The 24,102-nt window shown below is 72.1% G+C and carries 21 protein-coding genes; 15 read left to right on the forward strand and 6 right to left on the reverse strand.

Going from position 1 to position 24,102, the window contains the following annotated elements; genetic code table 11:
• Positions 1-110: 110 nt before the first annotated feature.
• The gene (locus tag ACQVFL_RS22740) at positions 111-1,682 is read left to right on the forward strand and encodes a leucyl aminopeptidase (protein ID WP_396693215.1); all 1,572 of its coding nucleotides are present in this window, start codon (positions 111-113) and stop codon (positions 1,680-1,682) included.
• A gap of 126 nt (positions 1,683-1,808) precedes the next feature.
• Here the strand turns inward: ACQVFL_RS22740 and ACQVFL_RS22745 are convergent, their stop codons facing one another.
• Positions 1,809-2,138 carry a hypothetical protein gene (locus ACQVFL_RS22745; protein WP_396693217.1) on the reverse strand — a complete coding sequence of 110 codons (330 nt, stop codon included), beginning with the start codon at positions 2,136-2,138 and terminating at the stop codon, positions 1,809-1,811.
• A 179-nt stretch (positions 2,139-2,317) separates the two neighbouring features.
• On the opposite strand from ACQVFL_RS22745, the gene lpdA reads away from it, so the two are divergent.
• Complete coding sequence (gene lpdA / locus ACQVFL_RS22750; protein ID WP_396693219.1) at positions 2,318-3,709, forward strand: dihydrolipoyl dehydrogenase; 1,392 nt, start codon at positions 2,318-2,320, stop codon at positions 3,707-3,709.
• A gap of 71 nt (positions 3,710-3,780) precedes the next feature.
• The gene (sucB, locus tag ACQVFL_RS22755) at positions 3,781-5,586 is read left to right on the forward strand and encodes a 2-oxoglutarate dehydrogenase, E2 component, dihydrolipoamide succinyltransferase (RefSeq protein WP_431727549.1); all 1,806 of its coding nucleotides are present in this window, start codon (positions 3,781-3,783) and stop codon (positions 5,584-5,586) included.
• A 121-nt stretch (positions 5,587-5,707) separates the two neighbouring features.
• Here sucB and ACQVFL_RS22760 read toward each other — a convergent pair whose 3' ends face one another.
• Complete coding sequence (locus tag ACQVFL_RS22760; RefSeq protein ID WP_396693223.1) at positions 5,708-6,649, reverse strand: SDR family NAD(P)-dependent oxidoreductase; 942 nt, start codon at positions 6,647-6,649, stop codon at positions 5,708-5,710.
• A gap of 137 nt (positions 6,650-6,786) precedes the next feature.
• Here ACQVFL_RS22760 and ACQVFL_RS22765 point away from each other — a divergent pair, with 137 nt between their 5' ends.
• From ACQVFL_RS22765 to ACQVFL_RS22800, 8 genes are all read left to right on the forward strand, one after another.
• On the forward strand, positions 6,787-7,365 hold the full coding sequence (locus tag ACQVFL_RS22765; RefSeq protein ID WP_396693224.1) for a TetR/AcrR family transcriptional regulator: 579 nt from the start codon (positions 6,787-6,789) through the stop codon (positions 7,363-7,365).
• Positions 7,366-7,411: 46 nt separating this feature from the next.
• Entirely contained in the window at positions 7,412-8,740 is a 1,329-nt protein-coding gene (locus ACQVFL_RS22770; RefSeq protein WP_396693226.1) for a low temperature requirement protein A, read from the forward strand.
• An 82-nt stretch (positions 8,741-8,822) separates the two neighbouring features.
• Positions 8,823-9,722, forward strand: a complete 900-nt coding sequence (locus ACQVFL_RS22775) for a TIGR01777 family oxidoreductase (protein ID WP_431727550.1) — start codon at positions 8,823-8,825, stop codon at positions 9,720-9,722.
• A gap of 111 nt (positions 9,723-9,833) precedes the next feature.
• Entirely contained in the window at positions 9,834-11,651 is a 1,818-nt protein-coding gene (locus tag ACQVFL_RS22780) for a DUF2079 domain-containing protein (protein ID WP_431727551.1), read from the forward strand.
• A gap of 64 nt (positions 11,652-11,715) precedes the next feature.
• Entirely contained in the window at positions 11,716-12,357 is a 642-nt protein-coding gene (lipB, locus tag ACQVFL_RS22785; protein ID WP_431727552.1) for a lipoyl(octanoyl) transferase LipB, read from the forward strand.
• Positions 12,358-12,459: 102 nt separating this feature from the next.
• Positions 12,460-13,164 (forward strand): SRPBCC family protein, encoded by a 705-nt coding sequence (locus tag ACQVFL_RS22790; RefSeq protein WP_431727553.1) that lies wholly within the window; start codon positions 12,460-12,462, stop codon positions 13,162-13,164.
• Positions 13,161-13,835 carry a DUF4166 domain-containing protein gene (locus ACQVFL_RS22795; RefSeq protein ID WP_431727554.1) on the forward strand — a complete coding sequence of 225 codons (675 nt, stop codon included), beginning with the start codon at positions 13,161-13,163 and terminating at the stop codon, positions 13,833-13,835. The genes ACQVFL_RS22790 and ACQVFL_RS22795 overlap by 4 nt, the downstream gene beginning before the upstream one ends.
• Positions 13,836-13,848: 13 nt before the next feature.
• Positions 13,849-14,469, forward strand: coding sequence for a TetR/AcrR family transcriptional regulator (locus ACQVFL_RS22800; RefSeq protein ID WP_431727555.1), 621 nt, complete (start codon positions 13,849-13,851; stop codon positions 14,467-14,469).
• 201 nt (positions 14,470-14,670) lie between these two features.
• Here ACQVFL_RS22800 and aspS read toward each other — a convergent pair whose 3' ends face one another.
• On the reverse strand, positions 14,671-15,957 hold the full coding sequence (gene aspS, locus ACQVFL_RS22805) for an aspartate--tRNA(Asn) ligase (RefSeq protein WP_431727556.1): 1,287 nt from the start codon (positions 15,955-15,957) through the stop codon (positions 14,671-14,673).
• Positions 15,958-16,150: 193 nt separating this feature from the next.
• Here aspS and ACQVFL_RS22810 point away from each other — a divergent pair, with 193 nt between their 5' ends.
• The 3 genes from ACQVFL_RS22810 (at position 16,151) to ACQVFL_RS22820 (ending at position 18,253) form a co-directional block, all read left to right on the forward strand.
• Positions 16,151-16,306, forward strand: coding sequence for a hypothetical protein (locus ACQVFL_RS22810; protein ID WP_431727557.1), 156 nt, complete (start codon positions 16,151-16,153; stop codon positions 16,304-16,306).
• A 123-nt stretch (positions 16,307-16,429) separates the two neighbouring features.
• Positions 16,430-17,419 (forward strand): lipoyl synthase, encoded by a 990-nt coding sequence (gene lipA / locus ACQVFL_RS22815; RefSeq protein WP_131055717.1) that lies wholly within the window; start codon positions 16,430-16,432, stop codon positions 17,417-17,419.
• Between the two features lie 144 nt (positions 17,420-17,563).
• Positions 17,564-18,253 (forward strand): DUF4191 domain-containing protein, encoded by a 690-nt coding sequence (locus ACQVFL_RS22820; protein ID WP_396693241.1) that lies wholly within the window; start codon positions 17,564-17,566, stop codon positions 18,251-18,253.
• A 15-nt stretch (positions 18,254-18,268) separates the two neighbouring features.
• Here ACQVFL_RS22820 and ACQVFL_RS22825 read toward each other — a convergent pair whose 3' ends face one another.
• Positions 18,269-18,682, reverse strand: a complete 414-nt coding sequence (locus ACQVFL_RS22825) for an RDD family protein (protein ID WP_431727558.1) — start codon at positions 18,680-18,682, stop codon at positions 18,269-18,271.
• 259 nt (positions 18,683-18,941) lie between these two features.
• Here ACQVFL_RS22825 and glnA point away from each other — a divergent pair, with 259 nt between their 5' ends.
• Positions 18,942-20,366, forward strand: a complete 1,425-nt coding sequence (gene glnA / locus ACQVFL_RS22830; RefSeq protein WP_396693244.1) for a type I glutamate--ammonia ligase — start codon at positions 18,942-18,944, stop codon at positions 20,364-20,366.
• A gap of 499 nt (positions 20,367-20,865) precedes the next feature.
• Here the strand turns inward: glnA and mptB (ACQVFL_RS22835) are convergent, their stop codons facing one another.
• Both mptB (ACQVFL_RS22835) and mptB (ACQVFL_RS22840) read right to left on the reverse strand, forming a co-directional pair.
• Positions 20,866-22,686, reverse strand: coding sequence for a polyprenol phosphomannose-dependent alpha 1,6 mannosyltransferase MptB (gene mptB / locus ACQVFL_RS22835; protein WP_431727559.1), 1,821 nt, complete (start codon positions 22,684-22,686; stop codon positions 20,866-20,868).
• Between the two features lie 14 nt (positions 22,687-22,700).
• On the reverse strand, positions 22,701-24,101 hold the full coding sequence (gene mptB / locus ACQVFL_RS22840) for a polyprenol phosphomannose-dependent alpha 1,6 mannosyltransferase MptB (RefSeq protein WP_431727560.1): 1,401 nt from the start codon (positions 24,099-24,101) through the stop codon (positions 22,701-22,703).
• Position 24,102: the final 1 nt, after the last annotated feature.

Genomic DNA, 24,102 nt, shown 5'->3' on the forward strand with positions numbered 1-24,102 from the left:
AGGAACCGGCGGGGCAGCACCGACGTCCGACGGGTACCTCATCCGCCGGCACCAACCGAACCGCCGGTACGCCACACGCGGCCGGCCCGGCCCGCCCGGGAGCAGCTTCCGTGACATCGCCCAGCACCACCCTGAGCCTGGTCGACACCGACCCCGCCGAACTCGCCGTCGACGCGATCGTGATCGGCGTGCACAGCACGACCGGTGCGCAGGACGCCACCAGCGGCCTCGCCGGCACACTGCTGCTCGCCAGCGGCGCCGAGAGCATCGCCGCCGCCTTCGACGGCAAGCTGACCGAGACGCTGGCACTGCTCGGCGCGACCGGCGGACCGGGCGAGGTGATCAAACTGGCCACCCTGGGCACCGTCACCGCCCCGCTGGTCGCCGCCGTCGGCCTCGGCCCGGAGCCCACCGGTGCGGCGCCCGCCCCGGAGACCCTGCGGCGGGCGGCGGGGGCCGCCGTACGGGCGCTGGCCGGCGCCTCCCGGGTGGCGCTCGCCCTGCCGCTGCCGGACGACGCCGACGGCCCCGCCGCGCTGCGCGCGGTCGGCGAGGGGGCACTGCTGGGCGGCTACCGCTTCGCCGGCTACAAGACCCGCCCGCAGCCGACCCGGCGCGAGCCGGTGGCCGAGGTGCTGGTCGCGGTGCCGGACGCCGCCGACTCCGGCGCACAGGCCGAGGTGACCCGGGCCCGGACGGTGGCCGCCGCGGTCCGGCAGACCCGGGACTGGGTCAACGTGGCGCCGAACGAGCTGCGCCCGCCGGTCTTCGCCGACGCGGTCGCCGAGGCCGGCCGCGCGGCCGGTCTGGAGGTCGAGGTGCTCGACGAGGTCGCCCTGCGTGCGGGCGGCTACGGCGGCATCATCGCGGTCGGTCAGGGCTCGGAGGCCCCGCCGCGCCTGGTCAAGCTGACCTGGACCCCGGAGGGCGGCGGCACCGGCAAGCGGGTGGCGCTGGTCGGTAAGGGCATCACCTTCGACACCGGCGGCATCTCGATCAAGCCCGCGCAGGGCATGTGGGAGATGAAGTCCGACATGGCCGGGGCGGCGGCGGTGGCCGCCACCATGCTGGCCGTCGCGGAGCTGAAGCCGGCGGTGACGGTGACCGCGTACGTGCCGATGGCGGAGAACATGCCGTCCGGGACGTCGTACCGGCCGGGTGACGTGATCACCATGTTCAACGGCAAGCGGGTCGAGGTGCTCAACACCGACGCCGAGGGCCGGATGATCCTCGGTGACGCGATGGCCCGCGCCTGCGCCGACGGCTGCGACTACCTCTTCGAGACCTCCACCCTCACCGGCGGGCAGGTGGTCGCGCTGGGCAAGCGGATCTCCGGCCTGATGGGCACCGCCGAGCTGTGCGAGCGGGTCCGCGACGCCGGTGACGCGGTCGGCGAGCCGGCCTGGCCGATGCCGCTGCCGGACGACGTGCGCAAGGGCATGGACTCGGACGTCGCCGACATCTCGCAGGTCAACGCCGGCATGGACCGGGCCGGTCACATGCTTCAGGGCGGTGTGTTCCTGCGCGAGTTCGTCACCGACGACGTCGCCTGGGCGCACATCGACATCGCCGGTCCGTCGTACCACTCGGGCGAGGCGACCGGCTACTGGACCAAGGGCGGCACCGGCGTCCCGGTGCGTACCCTGCTGCACCTGATCGACGACGTGACCGCGAACGGCTGATCGGGCAGGGCTTCGGGTAAGGAAGGGTCCCCTGCTATACGCCTGGCGTATAGCAGGGGACCCTTCCTTACATCCAGCCGGAGCCGCACCGAGCCCGAGATGCCGCGCGCGGCGGACGGGGTCGGCTCAGTACTGCTCGGGGCGGCGCTTGCGGCGTTCGTTGTAGTCGCGCATCCGCTGCGGGTAGCCCATCAAAGCGATGTCGTAGACCGGGATGCCGACCCGGTACGCGAAGCGGCGTGCCCCGTCCGGCCCGTCGATGCGACGCCGGGTCCACTCGCCGTCGTCGGCGATCAGGATGACGGTGGTCTCGGTCACGGTGGTGCGGGGCTCGATGAACGCCTCGACACCCTTACGGGTCCGGACAAAGTTCTCCAAGTGCTCCAGATCGGCGCGATTGGCCGTACGGTCGGAGTCAACCGCGCGTGCCTGCTTGCGTCGCCGGAACAGTCCCACCGAGCCGTCTCCCCACGCGTCCGTCGTCGAAGGCAGTGCCAAGGGTACGTGGCGACAACGTGTCGTTGGGCACCTCGGTACGCGGCTTCCGCACGGTGGTGACAAGATGGCCGAGGTGGGGTGTGCCCCTGTTACCCCGCCGTGACCCCCGATGCAGCGACGCGACCTGGGAGTTGGACGTGAGCGAGCCGAACGACGCAACCTTCGACATCGTCATCCTCGGAGGTGGCAGTGGCGGCTACGCGACCGCCCTGCGCGCCGCCCAGTTGGGCCTGAACGTCGCGCTGGTCGAGAAGGGCAAGCTGGGCGGCACCTGCCTGCACAACGGCTGCATCCCGACCAAGGCGCTGCTGCACGCCGCCGAGATCGCCGACCAGACCCGCGAGTCGGAGCAGTTCGGCATCAAGGCCGAGTTGGTCGGCATCGACATGGCCGGGGTGAACGCGTACAAGGACGGCGTGATCTCGCGCCTCTACAAGGGTCTGCAGGGCCTGGTCGGCGGCTCCAAGAACATCACCTTCGTGGCGGGGGCCGGCAAGCTGGTCGCCCCGAACGCGGTCGAGGTGGACGGCAAGCGGTACACCGGCCGCAACGTGGTGCTCGCCTCCGGCTCGTACGCCAAGAGCCTGCCCGGCCTGGAGGTCGACGGCGAGCGGGTCATCACCAGCGACCACGCGCTGACCCTGGACCGGGTCCCGAGCTCGGCGATCGTGCTCGGCGGCGGCGTGATCGGCGTCGAGTTCGCCAGCGTGTGGAAGTCCTTCGGGGTGGACGTGACCATCATCGAGGCGCTGCCCCGCCTGGTCGCCGCCGAGGACGAGGAGTCGTCGAAGGCGCTGGAGCGGGCCTTCCGCAAGCGGAAGATCAACTTCAAGGTCGGCAAGCCGTTCGAGAAGGTCGAGAAGACCGACAACGGCGTCAAGGTCACGATCGCCGGGGGCGACACGGTCGAGGCCGAGCTGCTGCTGGTCGCCGTCGGCCGGGGCCCGAACACCGCCGACCTCGGCTACGAGGAGCAGGGCGTCAAGACCGACCGTGGGTACGTGCTGACCGACGAGCGGCTGCGCACCAGCGTGCCGAACGTGTACGCGGTCGGCGACATCGTGCCCGGCCTCCAGCTCGCCCACCGTGGCTTCCAGCAGGGCATCTTCGTCGCTGAGGAGATCGCCGGCCAGAACCCGGCCGTGATCGACGAGGCGGGCATCCCCCGGGTCACCTACTCCGAGCCGGAGCTGGCCTCGGTCGGCCTCACCGAGGCCAAGGCCAAGGAGCAGTACGGCGCCGACAAGGTCAAGACCTACAACTACAACCTCGGCGGCAACGGCAAGAGCCAGATCCTCAAGACGGCCGGCTTCGTGAAGCTCGTCCGGGTCGACGACGGCCCGGTGGTCGGCGTGCACATGGTCGGCGCCCGGGTCGGCGAGCTGGTCGGCGAGGCGCAGCTGATCTACAACTGGGAGGCGTACCCGGGCGAGGTGGCGCAGCTCGTGCACGCCCACCCGACGCAGAACGAAGCCCTGGGCGAGGCGCACCTGGCCCTCGCCGGCAAGCCGCTGCACGCGCACGCCTGACCACGACAACCCGCGGCGTCCGGCGACGGGCGATGATCCCCCCACCAGGGAAATGAAGGAGTCTGGAGAACATGCCGGTATCGGTCACCATGCCCCGGCTCGGCGAGAGCGTCACCGAGGGCACCGTCACGCGCTGGCTCAAGCAGGAGGGTGAGACCGTCGAGGTCGACGAGCCCCTGCTCGAGGTTTCCACCGACAAGGTCGACACCGAGATCCCGTCGCCCGCGGCCGGCGTGCTGACCCGGATCGTGGTGGGCGAGGACGAGACGGCCGAGGTCGGCAGCGAGCTGGCGGTCATCTCCGGTGAGGGCGAGTCGGCCGGCGGCGGGTCCGCCCCGCAGCAGGACGAGGCCCCCGCCGAGCAGGCCGCCGAGGCGGCCGAGGAGCCGCAGGCCGAGGCGGAGCAGTCGGCCGTCGAGGAGCCGGCCGAGCAGCCGGCCCAGGCCGCCGCGCCGTCGGGCGAGGGCACCCCGGTGCAGATGCCGGCCCTCGGCGAGAGCGTCACCGAGGGTACGGTCACCCGCTGGCTCAAGCAGGTCGGCGAGACCGTCGAGGTGGACGAGCCGCTGCTGGAGGTCTCCACCGACAAGGTCGACACCGAGATCCCCTCCCCGGTCGCCGGCACCGTGCTGGAGATCAAGGTCGCCGAGGACGAGACCGCCGAGGTCGGCGCCACGCTGGCCGTGGTCGGTGCGGCCGGTGCCGCCCCGGCCCAGGCCGAGCCGGAGCCGAAGCCCGAGCCCAAGGCGGAGCCGAAGGCCGAGGCCAAGCCCGAGCCGAAGCAGGAGGTCACCGAGCCGACGCCGGGTGCCTCGTACAACGAGCCCGCGCCAGAGGCCGAGCAGGCCAAGGAGCCGGCCAAGGTCGAGCGGGCCGCCCAGCCGGCCGCTCCCGCCCCGCAGCGCGCGGCGGCACCGTCCAACGGCGGCGAGCAGGCGGCCGGGTACGTGACGCCGCTGGTCCGCAAGCTGGCCGGTGAGCACGGCGTCGACCTCGCCGCGATCAACGGCACCGGTGTCGGTGGTCGGATCCGCAAGCAGGACGTGCTGGACGCGGCCGAGAAGGCCAAGGCCGCCCAGGCCGCGCCCGCCGCGGCCCAGCCGGCCGCCGCCGCGCCTGCGGCCAAGCCGGCCGCCAAGCCGCAGCCGAGTGCCAAGCGTGGCACCACCGAGAAGCTGCCCCGGATCCGTTCGGCGATCGCCAAGCGGATGCAGCAGTCGCTGCACGAGATGGCGCAGCTCACCACCGTGATCGAGGTGGACGTCACCAAGATCGCCAAGCTGCGGGCGCAGGCCAAGGACTCGTTCCTGGCCCGGCACGGCGTCAAGCTGTCGTTCCTGCCGTTCTTCGCCCTCGCCGCGATCGAGGCGCTCCAGACGTACCCGATCGTCAACGCCCGGATGGACCTCGACGGCGGGACGATCACGTACCCGGACGCCGAGAACCTCGGCATCGCCGTGGACACCGAGCGCGGCCTGCTGGTGCCGGTCATCCACAACGCCGGTGACCTCAACCTGGGCGGCATCGCCAAGCGGGTGGCCGACCTGGCCGAGCGCACCCGGACCAACAAGATCAGCCCGGACGAGATCGCCGGTGCGACGTTCACGCTGACCAACACCGGTAGCCGGGGCGCGCTGTTCGACACCCCGATCGTGCCGTCGCCGCAGTCGGCGATGCTCGGCACGGGTGCCGTCGTCAAGCGTCCGGTCGTGGTCAACGACGCGGAGCTGGGCGAGGTCGTCGCGGTCCGGTCGATGATCTATCTGGCCCTCTCCTACGACCACCGACTGATCGACGGTGCCGACGCGGCCCGCTTCCTGGTCGCGGTCAAGGAGCGCCTGGAGGCCGGCAACTTCGAGGCCGAGCTGGGCCTGTAACCGCCGCCAGCAGCACGACAGGGCGCCCCGGTCACCTGACCGGGGCGCCCTCGTTCGTCGGTGCGGCCGACCGGGTCGCCACCGGCACCTGCCGGCACCCCGACCTGCAACGCCTGCGGGCTCAACCGGCCAGGGTCTGCTCGCTGACCTGCCAGAGCCGCTGGGCGGCCTCCGGGTCGACGGCGTACGCGGCGACGCCGGTGCGGGTGCCGGGCTCGTGTGGTCCGGCCTGCTGGCAGTCCTCGAAGTAGCGCCCGCCGACCCCGTCGAGCAGCGGTGAGGTGGCCACCAGCACGGACGTGGCGGCCCCCTGCTCGGGCGTCTTCCAGGGGGCGGACGGGCCGCTGGCGGTCCGCATCCGCGCCAGCTCCGCCTCGTCCACGTACCGCTGGAGGTTGGTGCGGATCCCTCCGGGATGCAGCGCGTTGACCAGGATGCCGTCGTCGGCCCAGCGGCGGCTCGCCGCCACGGCGAAGAGGACGTTCGCGGTCTTGGACTGTCCGTACGCGGTCCACGGCTCGTACTCGCGCCGCGCGAAGTGGATGTCGTCGAAGTCGACGGGTGAGCGCAGGTGTGCCGCCGAGCTGACCGAGACGACGCGGGCGCCACCGGCCGCGGCCAGGGCCGGGCGCAGCCCGGTGGCCAGCGCGAAGTGGCCGAGGTGGTTGGTGGCGAACTGCATCTCCCAGCCCTGCGGCGTCCGCATCTCGGGCGAGGCCATCATGCCGGCGTTGTTGACCAGGATGTGCAGGGGGCCGTCCCAGTTCGCCACGAAGGCGGCGACCGAGGCCGGGTCGACCAGGTCGAGGGCGGCCACCGTGATCCGGTCGTTGCCGGTGGTACGGGTGATCTCCTCGGCCGCGCGGTGGCCCTGGTCCGGTTGGCGGACGGCCAGGGTGACGTCGGCTCCGGCGGCGGCGAGCGCGCGGGCGGTCTCGACCCCGATGCCCGATCCGCCGCCGGTGACGACGGTCCGACGGCCGGTGAGGTCGATGCCCGCGACGACCTCCAGCGCGGTGGACTCCGCGGTGAACGGGGTGCTGACAGGCGTGCCGATGGTCATGATCCATCCTTGTCGACAGAGGCGCGGCGGACGTGAACCGTCGCTACGATGAGAAGCGGAGGCTCCTCCGTTACCACCACACTAACCGGAGGATCCTCCGCTTGCTACCCGGGTCCAGGCCCAGTTCAGGAGGAGACGTGCCGCAGACCGGTCCCCGACCGCTCCGCGCCGACGCCCAGCGCAACCGCGAGCGGCTGCTGGACGCGGCCGTCCGGGCGTTTTCCCAGGCAGGCCCGGAGGTAACCCTCGACTCGATCGCCAAGGACGCCGGGGTCGGCATCGGCACCCTCTATCGGCACTTCCCCACCCGCGAGTCGCTCGTCGAGGCGGCCTACCGCAACGAGCTGGCGAAACTCTGCGACGCGGCGACCGAACTGCACGACCGCCTGCCCCCGGTCGAGGCGATCCGGGAGTGGATGGACCGGTTCATCGACTACCTCACCACCAAACGGGAGATGGCCGACGCGCTCCGGCTGGTGATCGCCGCCGGCGCCAACCCGTACGCCCAGAGCCGCGACCGCCTCCTCGGCGCGATCGGCCTGCTGCTGGAGGCGGGGGCGGCGGCCGGCACCGTACGCGCCGACGTCGACCCCGCCGACGTCCTGGTCGGCCTCAGCGGCGTCAGTCTCGCCTCAGGTGGTCGGGACCAGCGTGACCAGGCACGACGACTGCTGGATCTGCTGATGGACGGGTTGCGCCACCGCCCGGCGGGCTGATCCGAAACGCGCCCCGGGTGACCTGCGCCGCTGCGAAACTCAGGCCGTGGACGAGAGGGGCCGACGGCACCGGCTGGGACCGGCGGTCGAGATCGCACCGGGTGCCCGGGTCGACAAGTTCGAGGTCTTCTTCGACCTGGTGTTCGTCTTCTCCTTCTTCAACATCGCCCGGGCCACCGCCGCCAACATCACCGACCGGCAACTGCTGCACGCCCTGCTCGTCCTCGCCGTGCTCTGGTGGTGCTGGGTGGTGCACACGGTGGTGGCCACCCGGGTACGCATCGGCGAGGGCTTCGTACCCGTCCTGATGATCGTCGGGATGGCCGCGCTGTTCTGCTTCGCGCTCGCGCTGCCCCAGGCGTTCATGGACTCCGGCGGCACCGAGGCCGGGCCGGTCGTGGTGGCGGTCAGCTACGTGGTCATCCGGGCCGTGCACCTGGCGCTGTTCCTGCGCGCCGTCCGGGACGACCCGGTGGAACGCCGTCAACTGCTCCGGTACGCCCCCGAACTGACCCTGAGCACCGCCCTGCTGCTCGTCGCCGCCCTGCTCCCCGGCCACCTGTCCAACGACGGCAGGGCGGCCCTGCTCCGGGACGGCCTCTGGATCAGCGTCGTGCTGCTCCAGTACGGCACCGGGCTGCTGGCCCGCACCTGGGGCTGGGGGGTCACCTCGGCCGAGCACTGGACCGAACGGTACGACCTGATCCTGATCATCGCGCTCGGTGAGTCGGTGATCTCCATCGGCCTGGGCAGCAACCTGCTCGGCCAACCGCCCACCCTGCCGGGGGTGACCGCCGCCGTACTCGGGATCGTCTTCAGCGCCGCCATGTGGTGGATCCACTACGACGTGATCGGTCCCGCCGCACGGATCGCGCTGCACGCCAGCCAGGGCCGCCCCCGGGTGCTGATGGCCCGGGACGCGTACGCCTACCTCTATCTGCCGATGATCTCCGGCATCCTGCTGTTCGCGCTCGGCGCCGAGAGCATCGTGCACGACATCGCCGAGCCCGGTGTCCCGATCAGCCAGCCGGCGCACGGGCCGGACGTACCGCTGCTCTTCTCCGGGGTGCTCTGCTATCTGGCCGGGAACATGCTGTTCCAGTGGCGCACCCTGCGCACCCTGTCCTGGCTGCGGCTGGGCACCGTGGTCCTGCTCGCGCTCGCCATCCCGATCACCATGCCGCTGCCCGGACTGCTCGCGCTCGGCGTGCTCGCCGTGATCCTGGTCGGCATGATCGTCATCGAGGTGGTGGTGATGTCCGAGGGGCGGCACGCGTTGCGCGCGGCGGTCTTCGAGGAGCGCACCGCCCACGAGGCGGCCGAGGCCGCCTACCGCGCCCGGTGGCACGAGAACCCACCCGACCCACACCCGTGACATGTCCGCGTCGGGTCAGCCGAGACATCGGCGTGACCGACTCGACCCAGCCGGACGGCTGCGCGTACCCGAAGATGTCTGTATGCGGATCCTGATGGCCGGCGCGTCCGGCTTCCTCGGCACCCGACTGGTCGACCTGCTCGTGGCCGACGGGCATGAGGTCACCCGGCTGGTCCGGCGACCACCGCGCCGCCCGGACGAGCGGCAGTGGAACCCGTCGGCGGCGCAGCTCGACCCGGCGCTGGTCGCGGAGGCGGACGCGGTGGTCAACCTGGCCGGCGCCGGGGTGGGCGACCGCCGCTGGACCGACCAGTACAAGCAACTCATCCGCTCCAGCCGGGTGGACACCACCAGCACCCTGGCCATCACCATCGCCGGCCTGCCCGAGTCCGACCGGCCCGAGGTGCTGCTGAACGCCTCGGCGATCGGCTGGTACGGCAACACCGGAGACCGCGTGGTCGAGGAGGACGCGCCGGCCGGTGAGGGCTTCCTGGCCGACGTGGCCCGGGTCTGGGAGGCGGCCACCCGGCCGGCCGAGGACGCCGGGGTACGGGTGGTGCGGCTGCGCACCGGACTTCCGCTGCACCGCGACGGTGGGCTGCTCAAACCACAACTGCTGCCGTTCAAGCTGGGCATCGCCGGTCGACTCGGCAGCGGACGCCAGTGGATCCCGTGGATCTCGATGACCGACTGGCTGCGCGCGGTCACGTTCCTGCTGGCCCGCGCCGACCTGAGCGGCCCGGTGAACGCGGTCGGCCCGGCACCGGTCACCAACGCCGAGTTCACCCGGGAGCTGGCCCGCCAGTTGCGCCGTCCGGCGATCATCCCGATCCCGGCGCTGGCCCTCAAGGCGGTTCTCGGCGGCTTCGCCCAGGAGGCGTTGACCAGTACGCGGGTCCTGCCCGGCGTACTCAACCGGGCCGCCTTCACCTTCCGTCACCCGGACCTGCCCACCGCCCTGCACGCCGCCCTGCACGACTGACCCGATGCAAGGAAGGGCCCCTTTACCTACACCAGGCGTTAGCAGGGGACCCTTCCTTACAAACTACGGGTCTGACCTGAGGTGTCCGGTGCGGTTGGTAACGTCCGCTAGGTGCCCAGCTCCCCGTCCTCGGCGTCCCTGACCACCTCGCCGCCGCGCGTCACCCGTGACCGCCGTGCCGACCTGCTGGTCGCGTTGATCGCGCTGGCGCTCGCCGTCTGGGTGACCAGCGGACTGTGGCGGGACCCGAACGGTCGCGCGATCACGGTCAACTCCAGCGACCAGGCGCTGTTCGAGTGGCTGCTCGCCTTCGGCGGCCACACGGTCAGCCACGGGGAGAACCCGTTCTTCACGTACCTGATCAACGTCCCGGACGGCGTCAACCTCGCGGTCAACACCTCGATCACCGTGTACGCGGTGGTCTTCGCCCCGCTGACGTACCTGATCGGGCCGCCGGCCACCTTCCTGGTGATCCTCACGCTGAACCTGGCCGCCACCGCCGTCGCCTGGTACTGGCTGCTCTCAAGGCACCTCGTCGGCAGTCGACTCGCCGCCGCCGTCGGCGGACTGTTCATCGGCTTCTCCCCCGGCATGGTCTCGCACGCCAACGCCCACCTGAACTGGACCGCCGGCTGGCTGGTGCCGCTGCTGGTGTGGCGGCTGTTCGTGCTGCGCCGGTCGGCGCACCCGCTGCGGGACGGGGCGATCCTCGGCGTCCTCGTCGCGATCTCCTTCTCCATCGCCGCCGAGGGGCTGTTCTTCACCGCGCTGGCGCTCGGCCTGTTCGTCGCCGTCTGGGCGCTGCACCCCGCCAACCGGGTCGAGGCCCGATCCGTCCTGCCGTCGTTCCTGCGCGGCCTCGCGGTGACCGCCGTGGTCGCCGGAGTGCTGTTGGCGTACCCGCTCTGGCTGCACTTCGCCGGTCCGCAGCGCTTCCACGGCACCGGCTTCGACTCGGTGATCCACTCTGAGGACATCGCCGCGTACGCCGCCTACCCGCGTCGTTCGCTGGCCGGCGAGGCCGGACTGGGCACCTCGCTGGCGCCGAACCCGACCGAGGAGAACTCCTTCTTCGGGCTGCCCCTGCTGCTGCTCTCCGTCGCCTGCTTCGTCCTGCTGTGGCGGTCGGCCACACCGCGACGCCGGGCCACGCTGTGGGGGCTGGGCGTACTCGCGGTGGCCTTCACCGCCCTCTCCTTCGGGCCGGTGGCGAAGGTCAACGGGCACCGCACCGACCTGCCCATGCCGTTCGACCTGCTCGGGCACCTACCGGTGGTGAACGCGGCGCTGCCCGCGCGACTCGCGCTGGTGGTGACGCCGGTGATCGGGCTGCTGCTGGCGTTCGCGGTGGACCGGCTCCGCGACCACCGGCCGGGGCGGGCGGCGGCGGTGGCCTGGACGGCCGCCTTCGCGGTGGCGCTGGTGCCGCTGTTCCCGACGCCGCTGCTCACCATCGAACGGGAGCCGATCCCGCGCTTCATCACCTCCGGCGCATGGCGCGACTACGTCTCCCCGGGCGGGGTGCTGACCCCGGCGCCGCTGGCCCTCGACGTCTATCCGGACGGCCAGCGCTGGCAGGCGTACGCGCTGGCGAACCGGCAGGGCGAGTTCGCCATCCCGTCCGGCTTCTTCCTCGGCCCCGGCGGGCCTGACGGCCGCGGCCGGATCGGGCCGGTGCCGCGTCCGTTCGGCGCGCTGCTCGACCAGGCCGCGCGCAGCGGCCTGCCGCCGATCGTCACCGAGGGCACCCGCGAGGAGGTGCGCGCCGACCTGGAGCACTGGCGGATCGAGACGGTGGTGCTCCCCGACGAGGTGCACGGCGCCAAGTGGCCGGTCGACGAGGAGGCGGTACGCCGGACGTTGACCCTGCTCTTCGGCGAGCCGGAACGGGTCGAGGACGTCTGGCTGTGGCGGGTCGGGCAGCGGTGAGCCGCCCGGTCCGTGAGCCGGCTCACCGAAGGTGACCAGCGGGTACGGGTCTAGGCTGGTGAGCGTGACCGCGACGACCTCCGGCCTGACGGCCGTACCTGCCGGCGTCCTCGACTACACCGCCGCCTGGGACGAGCAGCGCCGCCTGCACGAGGCCGTGGTCGCCGGGGCGCAGGGCGACACGGTGCTGCTGTTGGAGCACCCGAGCGTCTACACCGCCGGCAAGCGCACCGAGCCGTGGGACCGGCCGATGGACGGCACCCCGGTGGTGGACGTGGATCGCGGCGGCAAGATCACCTGGCACGGTCCGGGGCAACTGGTCGGCTACCCGATCCTGCGCCTGCCCGACCCGGTCGACGTGGTCGCGTACGTCCGGCGGGTCGAGCGGTTGCTGATCGACGTGTGCGCCGAACTCGGCCTCACCGCCACCCGGGTCGACGGACGCAGCGGCGTCTGGGTGCCGGCCGACGAGCGGGGGCCGGACCGCAAGGTGGCCGCCATCGGCATCCGGGTCGCCCGGGGCGTGACCCTGCACGGGTTCTCGATCAACTGCGACTGCGACCTGACCCACTTCGACCGGATCGTGCCGTGCGGCATCCGGGACGCCGGAGTCACCTCGCTCTCGGCCGAGCTGGGCCGCCCGGTCACCGTCGCCGAGGTGCTCCCCGTCGTCGAGCGCCACCTGCCGACCATCGTCGCCATCTGACCGCCGGAGCCGTCGCACACCGGCGGACTCTCCGCACCCCCTCTTGAGCGAGTGCTCAAATTCGGCTACGTTTAAGCAGTCGCTCAAACGCCGGGGGTGGACATGCGATGCGTCTATGTCGAGACCTCGATCGACGCGCCGATCGAGCAGGTGTGGCGGGTGACCCAGGATCCCGCCGAGCATCGCCGGTGGGACCTGCGCTTCAGCCGGATCGATCCGGTGCCGGGCAGCCGGCCCGCCCGATTCCGGTACGCCACCACCCTCCTGCCCGGGCTCAGCGTGCGCGGGTGGGGCGTACACGCCGGTGAGCGCCAGCGACCCGACGGCACCCGCACCTCGGCGCTGCGGTTCGGCTCCGACGATCCACGCTCACTGGTCGCCGCCGGCTCCGGCCACTGGCGATACCTGCCCGGGCCGCACGGGGTCCGGTTCCTGACCGGCTACTCGTACACCCCTCGGTGGGGTCTCGCGGGTCGGCTCGCCGACCTCGCCTTCCGGCCGCTGTTCGGCTGGGCCACCGCGTGGTCGTTCGACCGGCTCCGGCTCTGGTTGACGGCGGGCGTACCACCGGAACGCGCCCGGGCCAACGCGGTCCGCGACGTCGCCCTCCGGCTGCTCGCGGTGGTCACCGCGACCGCGGCGACCGGGACCGCCGGCCGGACGGCGGCCGTGGCGGCACTCGTCGTCGCCGCGTCGCTCGCCTGTCTGGTACCCCCGCACCCGCACACCCCGGCGGCCCGACGCTGCCGACGCCGCCCGCCGGACCGCCTCGCCGCCCGGCCACCTCGCCTCCTGGAGCGCCTGTGACCTCCGTCTTCCAGCACGCCCTCGGTGCCGACTTCGACCGTCTGCACCCGCGTCTGCGCCACCGGTTCGCGGTCGACGGCGAGACCGACCTCGGCTGCGTCGGCACCGGGACGATGGACCGTGTGTGGCGCGGCGGCGCCTTCACGTGGCCGTTCCTGCGCCTCGGCGCCCTGCGGCACATCCTGTTCCCGGAGACCGGCGGGCAGATCCCGTTCACCATCGAGAACTACGCCTACACCGACACGTACGGCCGCCCCACGCTGACCTTCGTCCGCACCTTCCAGGTCGCCCCGCACCGACGGCGACGCTTCGACGCCACCATGGTCTGGAGCGCCCGTCGCGGGGTCCTGGTCGACTATCTCGGTACGCACCAGCACCTCGCGGTCGATCTGCACCCGTCCGTCGACGCCGCCGGTGGGCTGACCATCCGCAGCGGGGTCCAGCGGTTCCCGAACGGGCTGCCCTGCCCCGCCGCGCTGACCGGCGAGGCACGGGTACGCGAGTGGTACGACGACCGGGCCGACCGGTTCCGCATCGAGGTCCGGGTCACCAATCGCCGGGTCGGCCCGCTCTTCGGCTACCAGGGCAGCTTCACCGTCGACCACGTCCCGTCACACCGGGCACCGGTGCCCGCCGCCGTACGACCGCTGCGCGAGAATCCCCGGGAGTAGACGAGAGGACACCATGGCCACCCGGGACAAACTGATCGACGGTGCCATCGCCGCGATCCGCGAGCACGGCATCGCCGGTGTGTCGGCGCGAATGATCGCGGCTGCGGCCGGAGTCAACCAGGCCCTCGTCTTCTATCACTTCGGCAGCGTGGACGACCTGTTGGCCGAGGCGTGCCGGAGCGTCACCACCGCCCGGGTCGCCGTGTACCGGACCCGCCTCGCCGAGGTCTCTTCCCTGCGTGAACTGCTCGACGTCGGACGTACCCTGCACCTGCAGGAACAGGCCGAGGGCAACCTGGCGGTGCTGGCCCAACTGCTGGCCGGCGCACAGAACGACCCCACACTCGCCGAGTCCACCGCAGCAGCCCTGCGGATCTGGACGGTGGAGATCGAGTCGGTGCTGCACCGACTGCTCGACGGCTCGCCGGTCGCCCCGGTCGTCGACCCCGCCGGGCTGGCCCGGGCCGTCAGCGCCGCCTTCATCGGCCTGGAACTCTACGACGGCGTGGACCCGGAGGGTGCCCGCGCCGCCTTCGACGCCCTGGAACGGCTCGCCGTACTGGTCGAGGTGATCGACGACCTCGGCCCGCTCGCCCGCCGCGCCGCCCGCGCCAAGCTCCGCCACCTGACCTGACCCGTCCCCCCGCCCCGCCCCTGCCCGGCCCGCCCCGGCCCGCCCCGGCCCCGGCCCCGGCCCCGGCCGGCGATCATGGAGTTGTGGTCGGGGCAAAACGGAACTGCATCCGCGATTCCCTTGCCACAACTCCATGATCGACGCGATCGGACGGCGGACCGCAGGCGGCGGGGCGGTGGGTGGGTCAGGAAGGTGGGCCGGTCAGGGGGTCAGGCGGTGCAGGTCGCGGGGGAAGGCGGTGACCTCGCGGACGTTGGCGGCTCCGGTCAGCCGGGCGACGAAGCGTTCCAGACCGATGGCGAAGCCACCGTGCGGCGGCATGCCGTGCCGGAAGGCGTCGACGTATCCGGCGTACGGCTCGACCGGTTCGCCCCGGGCGGCGAGTGCGGCCAGGTAGTCGGCGTGCCGGTGCAGCCGCTGCCCGCCGGTCACCAGTTCCAGGCCACGGAAGATCAGGTCGAAGCCGTTCGAGTAGTCCGGCCGTTCGGGATCGGGGTGGGTGTAGAAGGGCCGCTTCGCCATCGGGTACCCGGTGACGAAGACGAAGTCCGACCCGTGTTCCCGCAGAGCCCACTCGCCCAGCGCCCGTTCGTGCGCGGGCGCCAGGTCGGGTTCGTCGGCGGGTGCCCCGGCGATCCGCAGCGCCTCGGTGAAGTGCACGTCGGGAATCTGCGCCGGTACGGCGGGCACCGGCACGCCGAGGGTGGCCAGCGCGGCTCCGGCCCGGTCGTCGACCGTCGCCATCATGCCGGCCAGGGTGTCCCGCAGCACCGCCATCACGTCCCGGTGGTCGGTGACGAAGCCCAGTTCGGCGTCGAGGCTGGTGTACTGCGCCAGGTGCCGTACGGTGTCGTGCGGCTCGGCGCGGAACACCGGCCCGACCTCGTAGACCCGCTCGAAGACACCGACCATGAGCTGCTTGTAGAACTGCGGTGACTGGGCCAGGTACGCCGGGCGGCCGAACCAGTCGAGGGTGAAGACGTTCGCCCCGCTCTCGGTGGACGAGCCGACGACCTTCGGGGTGTGGATCTCGACGAACCGCTGGGCGTCCAGCGTGGCGCGGAACCCGGCCACCGCCGCCGCCGAGACGCGCAGCGCGGCCGAGCGGCTCGGGTGGCGCAACGCGACGGGTGCGTGGTCGAGCTGGGTGGGCAGGGTGGCGGTGAGCGTCGGCCGGTACAGGTCGAACGGCGGCGGTACGGCGGGCGGCCCGAGTGGGCGTACCACCGGATCGGTCAGCTCGACCCCGGCGGGCGCGGTGGCGTTGGCGACCACCGTGCCCTCGACGGAGACGACGCTCTCCTCGGGAAGCGCCTCGATCTCGGCGCGGACCGCCGGGTCGGTGACCACCACCTGGGTGAGACCGGCGGCGTCCCGGACGATCAGGAAGGCCACCGACTTGAGCAGTCGGCGGCGGTGGACCCAGCCGGCGATCCGGACGGTACGGCCGGTGTGCGGGGTGAGTCGGTCGGACAGGATGCGTTGCACGGTTACCTCCTCGTCGATCGCAACGCGATCCCCGGGAGGTGTGGGCGAGCGGGAACCTCGCGGTGCCACCACACCTTCGCCCCCGTCGAGACGGGAGCCTCATTCGTCGCCTTTTCACCGGGGCCAGCCGGGCGGGCTCTACTGGGCGTGGGTGTGAGGCGGGGTCCCCTGCTCTGCCGTAGGCGTTGGCAGGGTGCCCTTCCTTGCACCGCACATGCCGTTCTTCCCGCAGCTCGGGAGGGTCTTCACGGCCCGACACCAGACCGCCTCGCAGCAACCGGCGGCTCTCTTCAACTGGCGGATCGGGGCGCTACTCGGCTCCGTCGTCGCTCTCGAACGGCAACGCTAGCACCCGCCCGCGCCTTCCTGTGACGCACAATTCTCGCCCTCGGTGTCCGGCGTCACAGGATTTCCGAGGTGACGGCCGTCGCCCCTGTTCATCGACGGCCACCATCCGGCGTAGGCTCGTTTTGTGACGATCGAGCACTCCGCGCCAACGACCGGCCAGGCCGCGCGTACCGCGACGCCCGCCCCCGAGGGGCGGCGACTGCTGCGGATCGAAGCCCGCAACGCCGAGACGCCGATCGAGCGCAAACCACCGTGGATCAAGGTCAAGGCCAAGATGGGCCCGGAGTACACCCAGTTGCGCGGGCTGGTCTCGCGCGAGGGGCTGCACACCGTGTGCCAGGAGGCCGGCTGCCCCAACATCTACGAATGTTGGGAGGACCGGGAGGCCACCTTCCTCATCGGCGGCGACCAGTGCACCCGCCGCTGTGACTTCTGCCAGATCGACACCGGCAAGCCGGCCGAGTTCGACGCCGACGAGCCGCGCCGGGTCGCCGAGTCGGTGGTCTCGATGGGCCTGCGGTACGCGACCATCACCGGCGTCGCCCGGGACGACCTGCCCGACGGCGGCGCCTGGCTGTACGCGGAGACCGTCCGCCAGATCCACGCCCTGCAACCGGGCTGCGGCGTCGAGCTGCTGATCCCCGACTTCAACGCGGTCCCCGAGCAGCTCGCCGAGGTGTTCGGCGCCCGACCCGAGGTGCTGGCGCACAACGTCGAGACGGTCCCGCGGATCTTCAAGCGGATCCGGCCGGCGTTCCGCTACGAGCGCTCGCTGGACGTCATCAGCCAGGCCCGCGCCGCCGGGCTGGTCACCAAGAGCAACCTGATCCTGGGGATGGGCGAGGAGCGCGCCGAGGTCTCCCAGGCGCTGCGCGACCTGCACTCCGCCGGCTGCGAGCTGATCACGATCACGCAGTATCTGCGTCCCTCCCCCCGGCACCACCCGGTGGAGCGCTGGGTCAAGCCGGAGGAGTTCGTCGAGCTGCGCGAGGAGGCCGAGGAGATCGGCTTCGCCGGGGTGATGAGCGGGCCGCTGGTGCGCTCCTCCTACCGGGCCGGCCGCCTCTACCAGCAGGCGCTGGCCGCCCGCGAGAGCGTCGCCGTCGCCGGCTGAGCCGGCGCGTTCCTGTCGTCGGCCGCCGGTTGAGCCGACGGCCGACCGCGCGGACCGTGGTCAGGACGGGTCGGCGAGCAGTGCTCGACGGGCAGGGCCGGACGGGGATCAACCGCACGGCGGGCGACCACTAGACTTGCACCCATGGCAAAGCCCCAGGAGAAGGTCTCGTTCGGCCAGCGGTTGAAGCAGATCGGGTTGGTGTTCCGGTTCACCGCCAAGCAGGACAAGTGGTTCGCGCCACTGGCGGCCGGCGCGGTGCTCATCCCGCTCGCGCTGACCGTGGTCGCGGTCATGATCTGGGGCTGGCTGTGGCTGCCGCTGGGCATCCTGCTCGCCCTGCTCGCCCTGCTGATCGTGCTCAACCTGCGGTCGAACCGGGCGATGATGAACGCCGCCGAGGGGCAGCCGGGCGCCGCCGCGCAGATCATGGAGAGCATGCGGGGCGACTGGCGGGTCTCCCCCGCGGTCAGCTCGACCACCCAGATGGACATGGTCCACCTGGTGATCGGCAAGCCGGGCGTGATCCTGCTTGCGGAGGGCAACCCGCAGCGGGTACGCGGACTGCTCGGCCAGGAGAAGCGCCGGCTGGCCAAGGTGATCGGCAACGCGCCGCTCTACGACTACGTCATCGGCCAGGACGAGGGCGAGCTGCCGATCCGCAAGCTGCGGATGACGCTGATGCGGCTGCCGCGCAACCTCAGCGGCAAGGACGTCAACTCGCTGGACAAGCGGCTCAAGGCGCTCACCGCCCGGCCGCAGATGCCCAAGGGCGCGATCCCCAAGAACCTGCGCCCGCCGCGCGGTGCCTTCCGGCAGAGCCGGGGCCGCTGAGGCCGGGTCGGGCGGTCAGCGCCCGGCGCGTACGCGTGCGGCCGGGACGACGACCGCGCCGCTGAGGCGGTCGTGCAGGCCCCGACGGTGCTGGTCCATCAGCAACGCCGGGACGACCAGCGCCAGCAGTACGCCGCGCAGCGATGCCCGGACCAGTCCGATCCGTCCGCCGTCGGCCCAGGCCACGCAGCGGATCCTGGTGATGTACATGCCGGGGGTCTGCGCGAACAGGCCGAGGAAGAAGCCGTACATCACGATCAGCACGACGACCGGCGCCCACGGGTCTCCGGTGGGGCTGGCGAACAGGCCCGACGCGAGCAGGCAGAGCACCCAGTCGATGACCAGTGCCCCGAACCGCCGCCCCAGGTCGGCCGGGACGAAGGTGGGGTCGGTGGCGGGCGGCGGCGCGTGGTGTGGCTCGGTCGTCACAGCGGACAAGACTAGCCAGCACGCCGGTACGCGCCCGGCCCAGGTCCGGCACGTGATACCGAAAAGGGTCAATCGCAGCAATTTTCACTAGACTGGCCTAGCCGGACCAGTCCGTCGCGTATCGCGTCCACCCCACCAGGGAACATGACGCAACGCGAGGGACGTAACACGGCAGAAACACTGGAGACATGGCCGGGCAACCGCACGGCCATAGCGTCGCCAGGAGCCTAGCTACCCCGTGGACGTGCCAGGAGGACGAGTGTTCGCCAATCCCGAGGAACTCCTGCGTTACCTCAAGAACGAGGACGTGAAGTTCGTCGACGTACGGTTTTGTGATCTGCCCGGTGTGATGCAGCATTTCAATCTGCCGGTGGAGTCCGTCGATGACAACTTCTTCACTGATGGTCTCGCGTTCGACGGGTCGTCGATCCGGGGCTTCCAGGCGATCCACGAGTCGGACATGCTCCTGCTCCCGGACGTCGCCACCGCCTTCATCGACCCGTTCCGGGCGCAGAAGACCCTCGCGTTGAACTTCTTCATCCACGACCCGTTCACCCGCGAGGCATACTCCCGCGACCCCCGTAACGTCGCGAAGAAGGCCGAGGCCTACCTCGCCGCGTCCGGGATCGCCGACACCGCCTACTTCGGTGCCGAAGCCGAGTTCTACATCTTCGACTCGATCCGCCACGAGACCTCCGCCCACCAGTCGTTCTACTACATCGACTCGATCGAGGGCGCCTGGAACACCGGCCGCGAAGAAGAAGGCGGCAACCGCGGTTACAAGACCGCGTACAAGGGCGGCTACTTCCCCGTCCCCCCGGTCGACCACTACGCCGACCTGCGGGACAGCATCGTGCGTCGCCTCATCGACACCGGCTTCACCGTGGAGCGCTCGCACCACGAGGTCGGCACCGCCGGCCAGGCGGAGATCAACTACAAGTTCTCCACCCTGCTGCACGCCGGCGACCAGTTGCAGCTCTTCAAGTACATCGTGAAGAACGAGGCCTGGGCCAACGGCAAGACCGCGACGTTCATGCCGAAGCCGCTCTTCGGCGACAACGGCTCCGGCATGCACACCCACCAGAGCCTCTGGCTCGGCGGTGAGCCGCTGTTCTACGACGAGACCGGCTACGCGGGTCTGTCCGACACCGCCCGCTGGTACATCGGTGGTCTGCTGCACCACGCGCCGTCGCTGCTGGCGTTCACCAACCCGACGGTCAACTCGTACCGTCGCCTGGTGCCGGGCTACGAGGCACCGGTGAACCTGGTCTACTCGCAGCGCAACCGCTCCGCCTGCACCCGCATCCCGGTCACCGGCAGCAACCCGAAGGCCAAGCGGGTCGAGTTCCGGGTACCGGACCCGTCGGCGAACGTCTACCTCGCCTTCTCGGCGATGATGATGGCCGGCCTGGACGGCATCAAGAGCAAGATGGAGCCGCCGGCGCCGATCGACAAGGACCTCTACGACCTCCCGCCGGAGGAGTGGGGCGACGTCAAGCAGGTCCCCGGCTCCCTGCCGGCCGTGCTCGACTCGCTCGAGGCCGACCACGACTACCTGCTGGAGGGCGGCGTCTTCACCCCCGACCTGATCTCCACCTGGGTCGACTGGAAGCGCGCCAACGAGGTCGACCCGGTGCGTCTGCGCCCGACCCCGCACGAGTTCGCGATGTACTTCGACTGCTGATTCCGGTCAGCGTCGTTCGGGCCGGCTCCGCTACCGCGGGGCCGGCCCGAACGTGTTACGGGCAAACGACCCCCACGCCTGCGGGTTCCTGCCCGACCCGCGCGACGCACACGGCTGACCCCTGCCCGCCCTCTCTGTCCGAACCCTCCGCCCTTCTGCCCCTACGCCCGTGCGCCCGTGCGTGCCACGCAGTGCGGTGTGGGTGGCCGGGCTGGTTGCCTGCCTGGGCGGAGATGGTGGCCTCGCGCCGGGCATCGCGCCGGGCATCGCGGGCATCGCGCCGGGACCGCGCGGGGCCACGCCGGGGCCGTGCGGGGGGCCACGCCGGGGCCGTGCGGGGGGCCACGCCGGGGCCGTCGTAAGAGATTGTGGCGGCGCAGCCGGTGGGGCTGACGTTGTCCGCAGGGAGGTGGGTAGATTTGTTGTCGCTGGAGCGACAACAAATCTACCCACCTCCGGCCGCCGGGCGGTGTGCGACCCGGCTTCGCGGCAACGGGGCTCAGTGTGACTTGCGGGTCCGGCGCTGCCGGGGCAGGAACCGGACCGCCAGCACGATCACCAACAGGGTCATCGCCACCGCGCCGGGCGCCTTCACCAGCCGGGCCACGTTGGTGCCGTCCGGCAGGGCGAGGAAGGACGCCGCCGCGACGGGCACCAGGAACCAGGTGGTCCGGGTCGCCGCCAGCGCGAGCAGCGCCAGCGGCCAGGTCGCGTACCAGGGATGGAACACCGGCGCGAGCACGACGGTGAGGGCCAGCGCCAGCCCGGCTCCGAGCAGCGCCACCCGAATGCGGTCCGCACCGACATCGACCGACGCCGTGCCAGTCGACGCCATGCCAGTCGACGCCATGCCAGTCGCCCCCACGCTGGGCCCCGCCGCGCCGGTCGCCGCCACGCTGGGCGTTCCAGGCTCACGCAGGCCGACGTCCGGGCCGGTGCCGGACACGGCGACGCCGGGCGGCGGACCGACACCAGGCGAGTTGGGCGAAGAAGCGTCGCGGGAGCCGTGCAGCGACGACCAGGTGCGCCACCAGAGCAGCACCAGCAGGACCGCCAGCAGGACCAGCGCCACGATCCGGGCCACCGGCACACCGACGGGCGGCAACCCGACCGCCGCACCGAGATAGTCGACGAGCATGCCGACGGCGGTCGGCGGTGACGTCCACTGCACCGTGTCGCCGCTGCTGCCGAGTCCACCGATCCAGCCCAGCCCGAGACCGGACAGCAGCGAGGACACCAGTAGCGCACCCAGCACACCGGCGGCAAGCAGACCGCCGTCGCGCAGCAGGGCCGCGACCGTGTACCGGCCACGGACCGCCGCCAGTGCCGCGAACGGCAGCACCACCACAGCGGTCGCCTTCACCGAGACCGCCAGGCCGAGCAGCGCCCCGGCGGCCACCAGAGCGCCGACCGCAGGCCACCCCGCGACGCCCACCGGCGGCCCGACTCCGGGCGACCAAGCGACGCCCGGCGGCACCCTGCCGGTCGAGGGCCGATCCGCGTCGGACGTCCCCCCGACGGTCGACGGCCCAGCACCGCCGGGCAGAGCAGCGCCGCCCGACGACCCCGCGCCGCCCGACGAACCACCCGGCGACACGCCAGCGGCCGACGTCGGGCGTCGGACGAGCAGCAGCAGGCCGAGCAGGAGCAGGCCGAGCATCACCGCGTCGTTGTGGGCGCCGGACACCAGGTGCACCCCGACCAGTGGGCAGGCCAGCACCAGCCAGGTCGTCCGGGCGGGTGGCGCCCCCGCCGCCCGGGCCAGGCCGGGCAGACAGAGCGCGGCCGACACCAGCCCGGCCACCGCCAGCACCCGCAGCAGCACCAGCGTGCCGACCAGGCTGCCGCCGAGGACCACGGCGAGCGCGGCGAGGAGGACGAAGAACGGGCCGTACGGTGCCGCGGTGTCCCGCCACACCGGGGCGACCGCGTCCAGCCATGGGCAGCCCGCCTCGGCCACGCCGGTGGCGTACGGGTCACCGCCCTCGGCGTAGACCCAGCCCTGGCAGGCGTACGAGTAGAGGTCCCGGCTGCCCAGCGGCGCGCTGAACAGCAGCGGCACCGTCCACAGCGCGGCGGTGCGCACCGCCCACCCGGTCGACGGGGCGCCACCACGCAGCGCCCACCAGGCGCCCACCATGGCGGTGGTGCCGAGCAGCCAGAGCAGCACGGTCGGCACGGGGTGCCAGTGCCGGGCGGTGGCATCGGGGAGGGCGCCGCCGACGTACGCGGTGACGGTGAGAGCCAACGCCCCCAGCAGACCGACATATCGGACGCGGCGGTCCCGGGTGGAGGTGGGTCGGACGCCGGTCTCGGTCACCGGCGTGCCTCTCCTCAGTCGACGGGAACCGGGCGGCGGGCCGCCCGAGCCGACCGTACCAAGCGGACCGCCACCCAGATCACGAACAGCGTCATCAGCGGCGCCCCGACCGTCTTGGTGTACCGGGGCAGGCCGGTGCCGTCGGCCAGCACCTGGAACGCCGCGAACACCGTCACCGCGCTGAACCACCAGGTGCGGTGGGCGGTGGCGGCGAGCAGCGCCAGCGGCCAGAACCAGTACCAGGGGTGGAACAGCGGCGCGAGGGCGACGGTGGCGGTCAACGCCAGCGCGGCGTGCCAGAGCGGTTCCCGGTGACGCGCCCGGAACCACAGCCACACCAGCAGCGCCGCGAGCACGGCCATGCCGATCCCCCGGGTGACCGGCAGCGCGTCGACGTGCAGGCCGAACGGCAGCAGCACGTACCCGACGGTCTGCCCGACGGCGGTCGGCGGCGAGGTCCAGGCGATCACCTCGTTGCCGTGCGACAGCCCGGTGATCCAGCCGAGGTTCAGTCCGGCGCCGAGGGTCACCGCGATCAGCGTCGCCACCGCCCCGCCGACCACGGGGGTGCCGTGGCGCAGCAGCCCGCGCAGGGAGAACCCGCCACCGATCGCCAGCAGCGCCGCGAACGGGACCACCACCAGCGCGGTCACCTTGATCCCGGCGGCCATGCCGAGCACGACGCCACCGGCCAGCAGCGGCCACGGCCGGGCCGGTCGGCTGACCACGATGGCCAGGCCGGCCACCATGAACCCGACCATCAACGCGTCGTTGTGCACCCCGGAGATCAGGTGTACGCCCACCAGCGGACCGGCCAGCGCCAGCCAGAGTGCCCGGCCGACCGGTACCCCGCTGTGGCGGGCCAGCACCGGCAGGCTCACCGCCGTCAGCAGCACACCGGCCACCGCGAGTACCCGGAACAACGCGATGCTGGCGATCAACGAGCCGGTCGCGGCGACGATCGCGCCGGAGAGCACCACGAACAGCGGCCCGTACGGCGCCGGGGTGTCCCGCCAGATGAAGGACATGGTGTCCAGCCACGGACACGGCAACGTGGAGACGCCGTACTCGTACGGGCTGATGCCGTTGGCGAAGCTCGCCCCCTGACAGGCGTACGCGTAGGCGTCCCGGCTGCCCAGCGGCGGCGTGAACAGGAACGGCACGAGCCAGAGCCCGGCGGTGACCAGCGCCCAGCGGGCCGACGGCACCCGGTCCCGCAACGTCCACCAGGCGAACGCCATCGCGGCCGTGCCGAACAGCCACAACGCGATGATCAGCGGCCCGTACGGCCCCTGCCAGATGCGCAGCGGAGTGGGCCGCAGGTCGCCGTCGGGCAGGGCGCCGCCGAGGAACGCCGCCACGGCGAGCATGATCGATCCGGCCAGTCCGGTCCAGCGCACGAGGTGATGGGGCACG

It is taken from the genome of Verrucosispora sp. TAA-831 (assembly GCF_050780145.1).
GTDB lineage: Bacteria > Actinomycetota > Actinomycetes > Mycobacteriales > Micromonosporaceae > Micromonospora.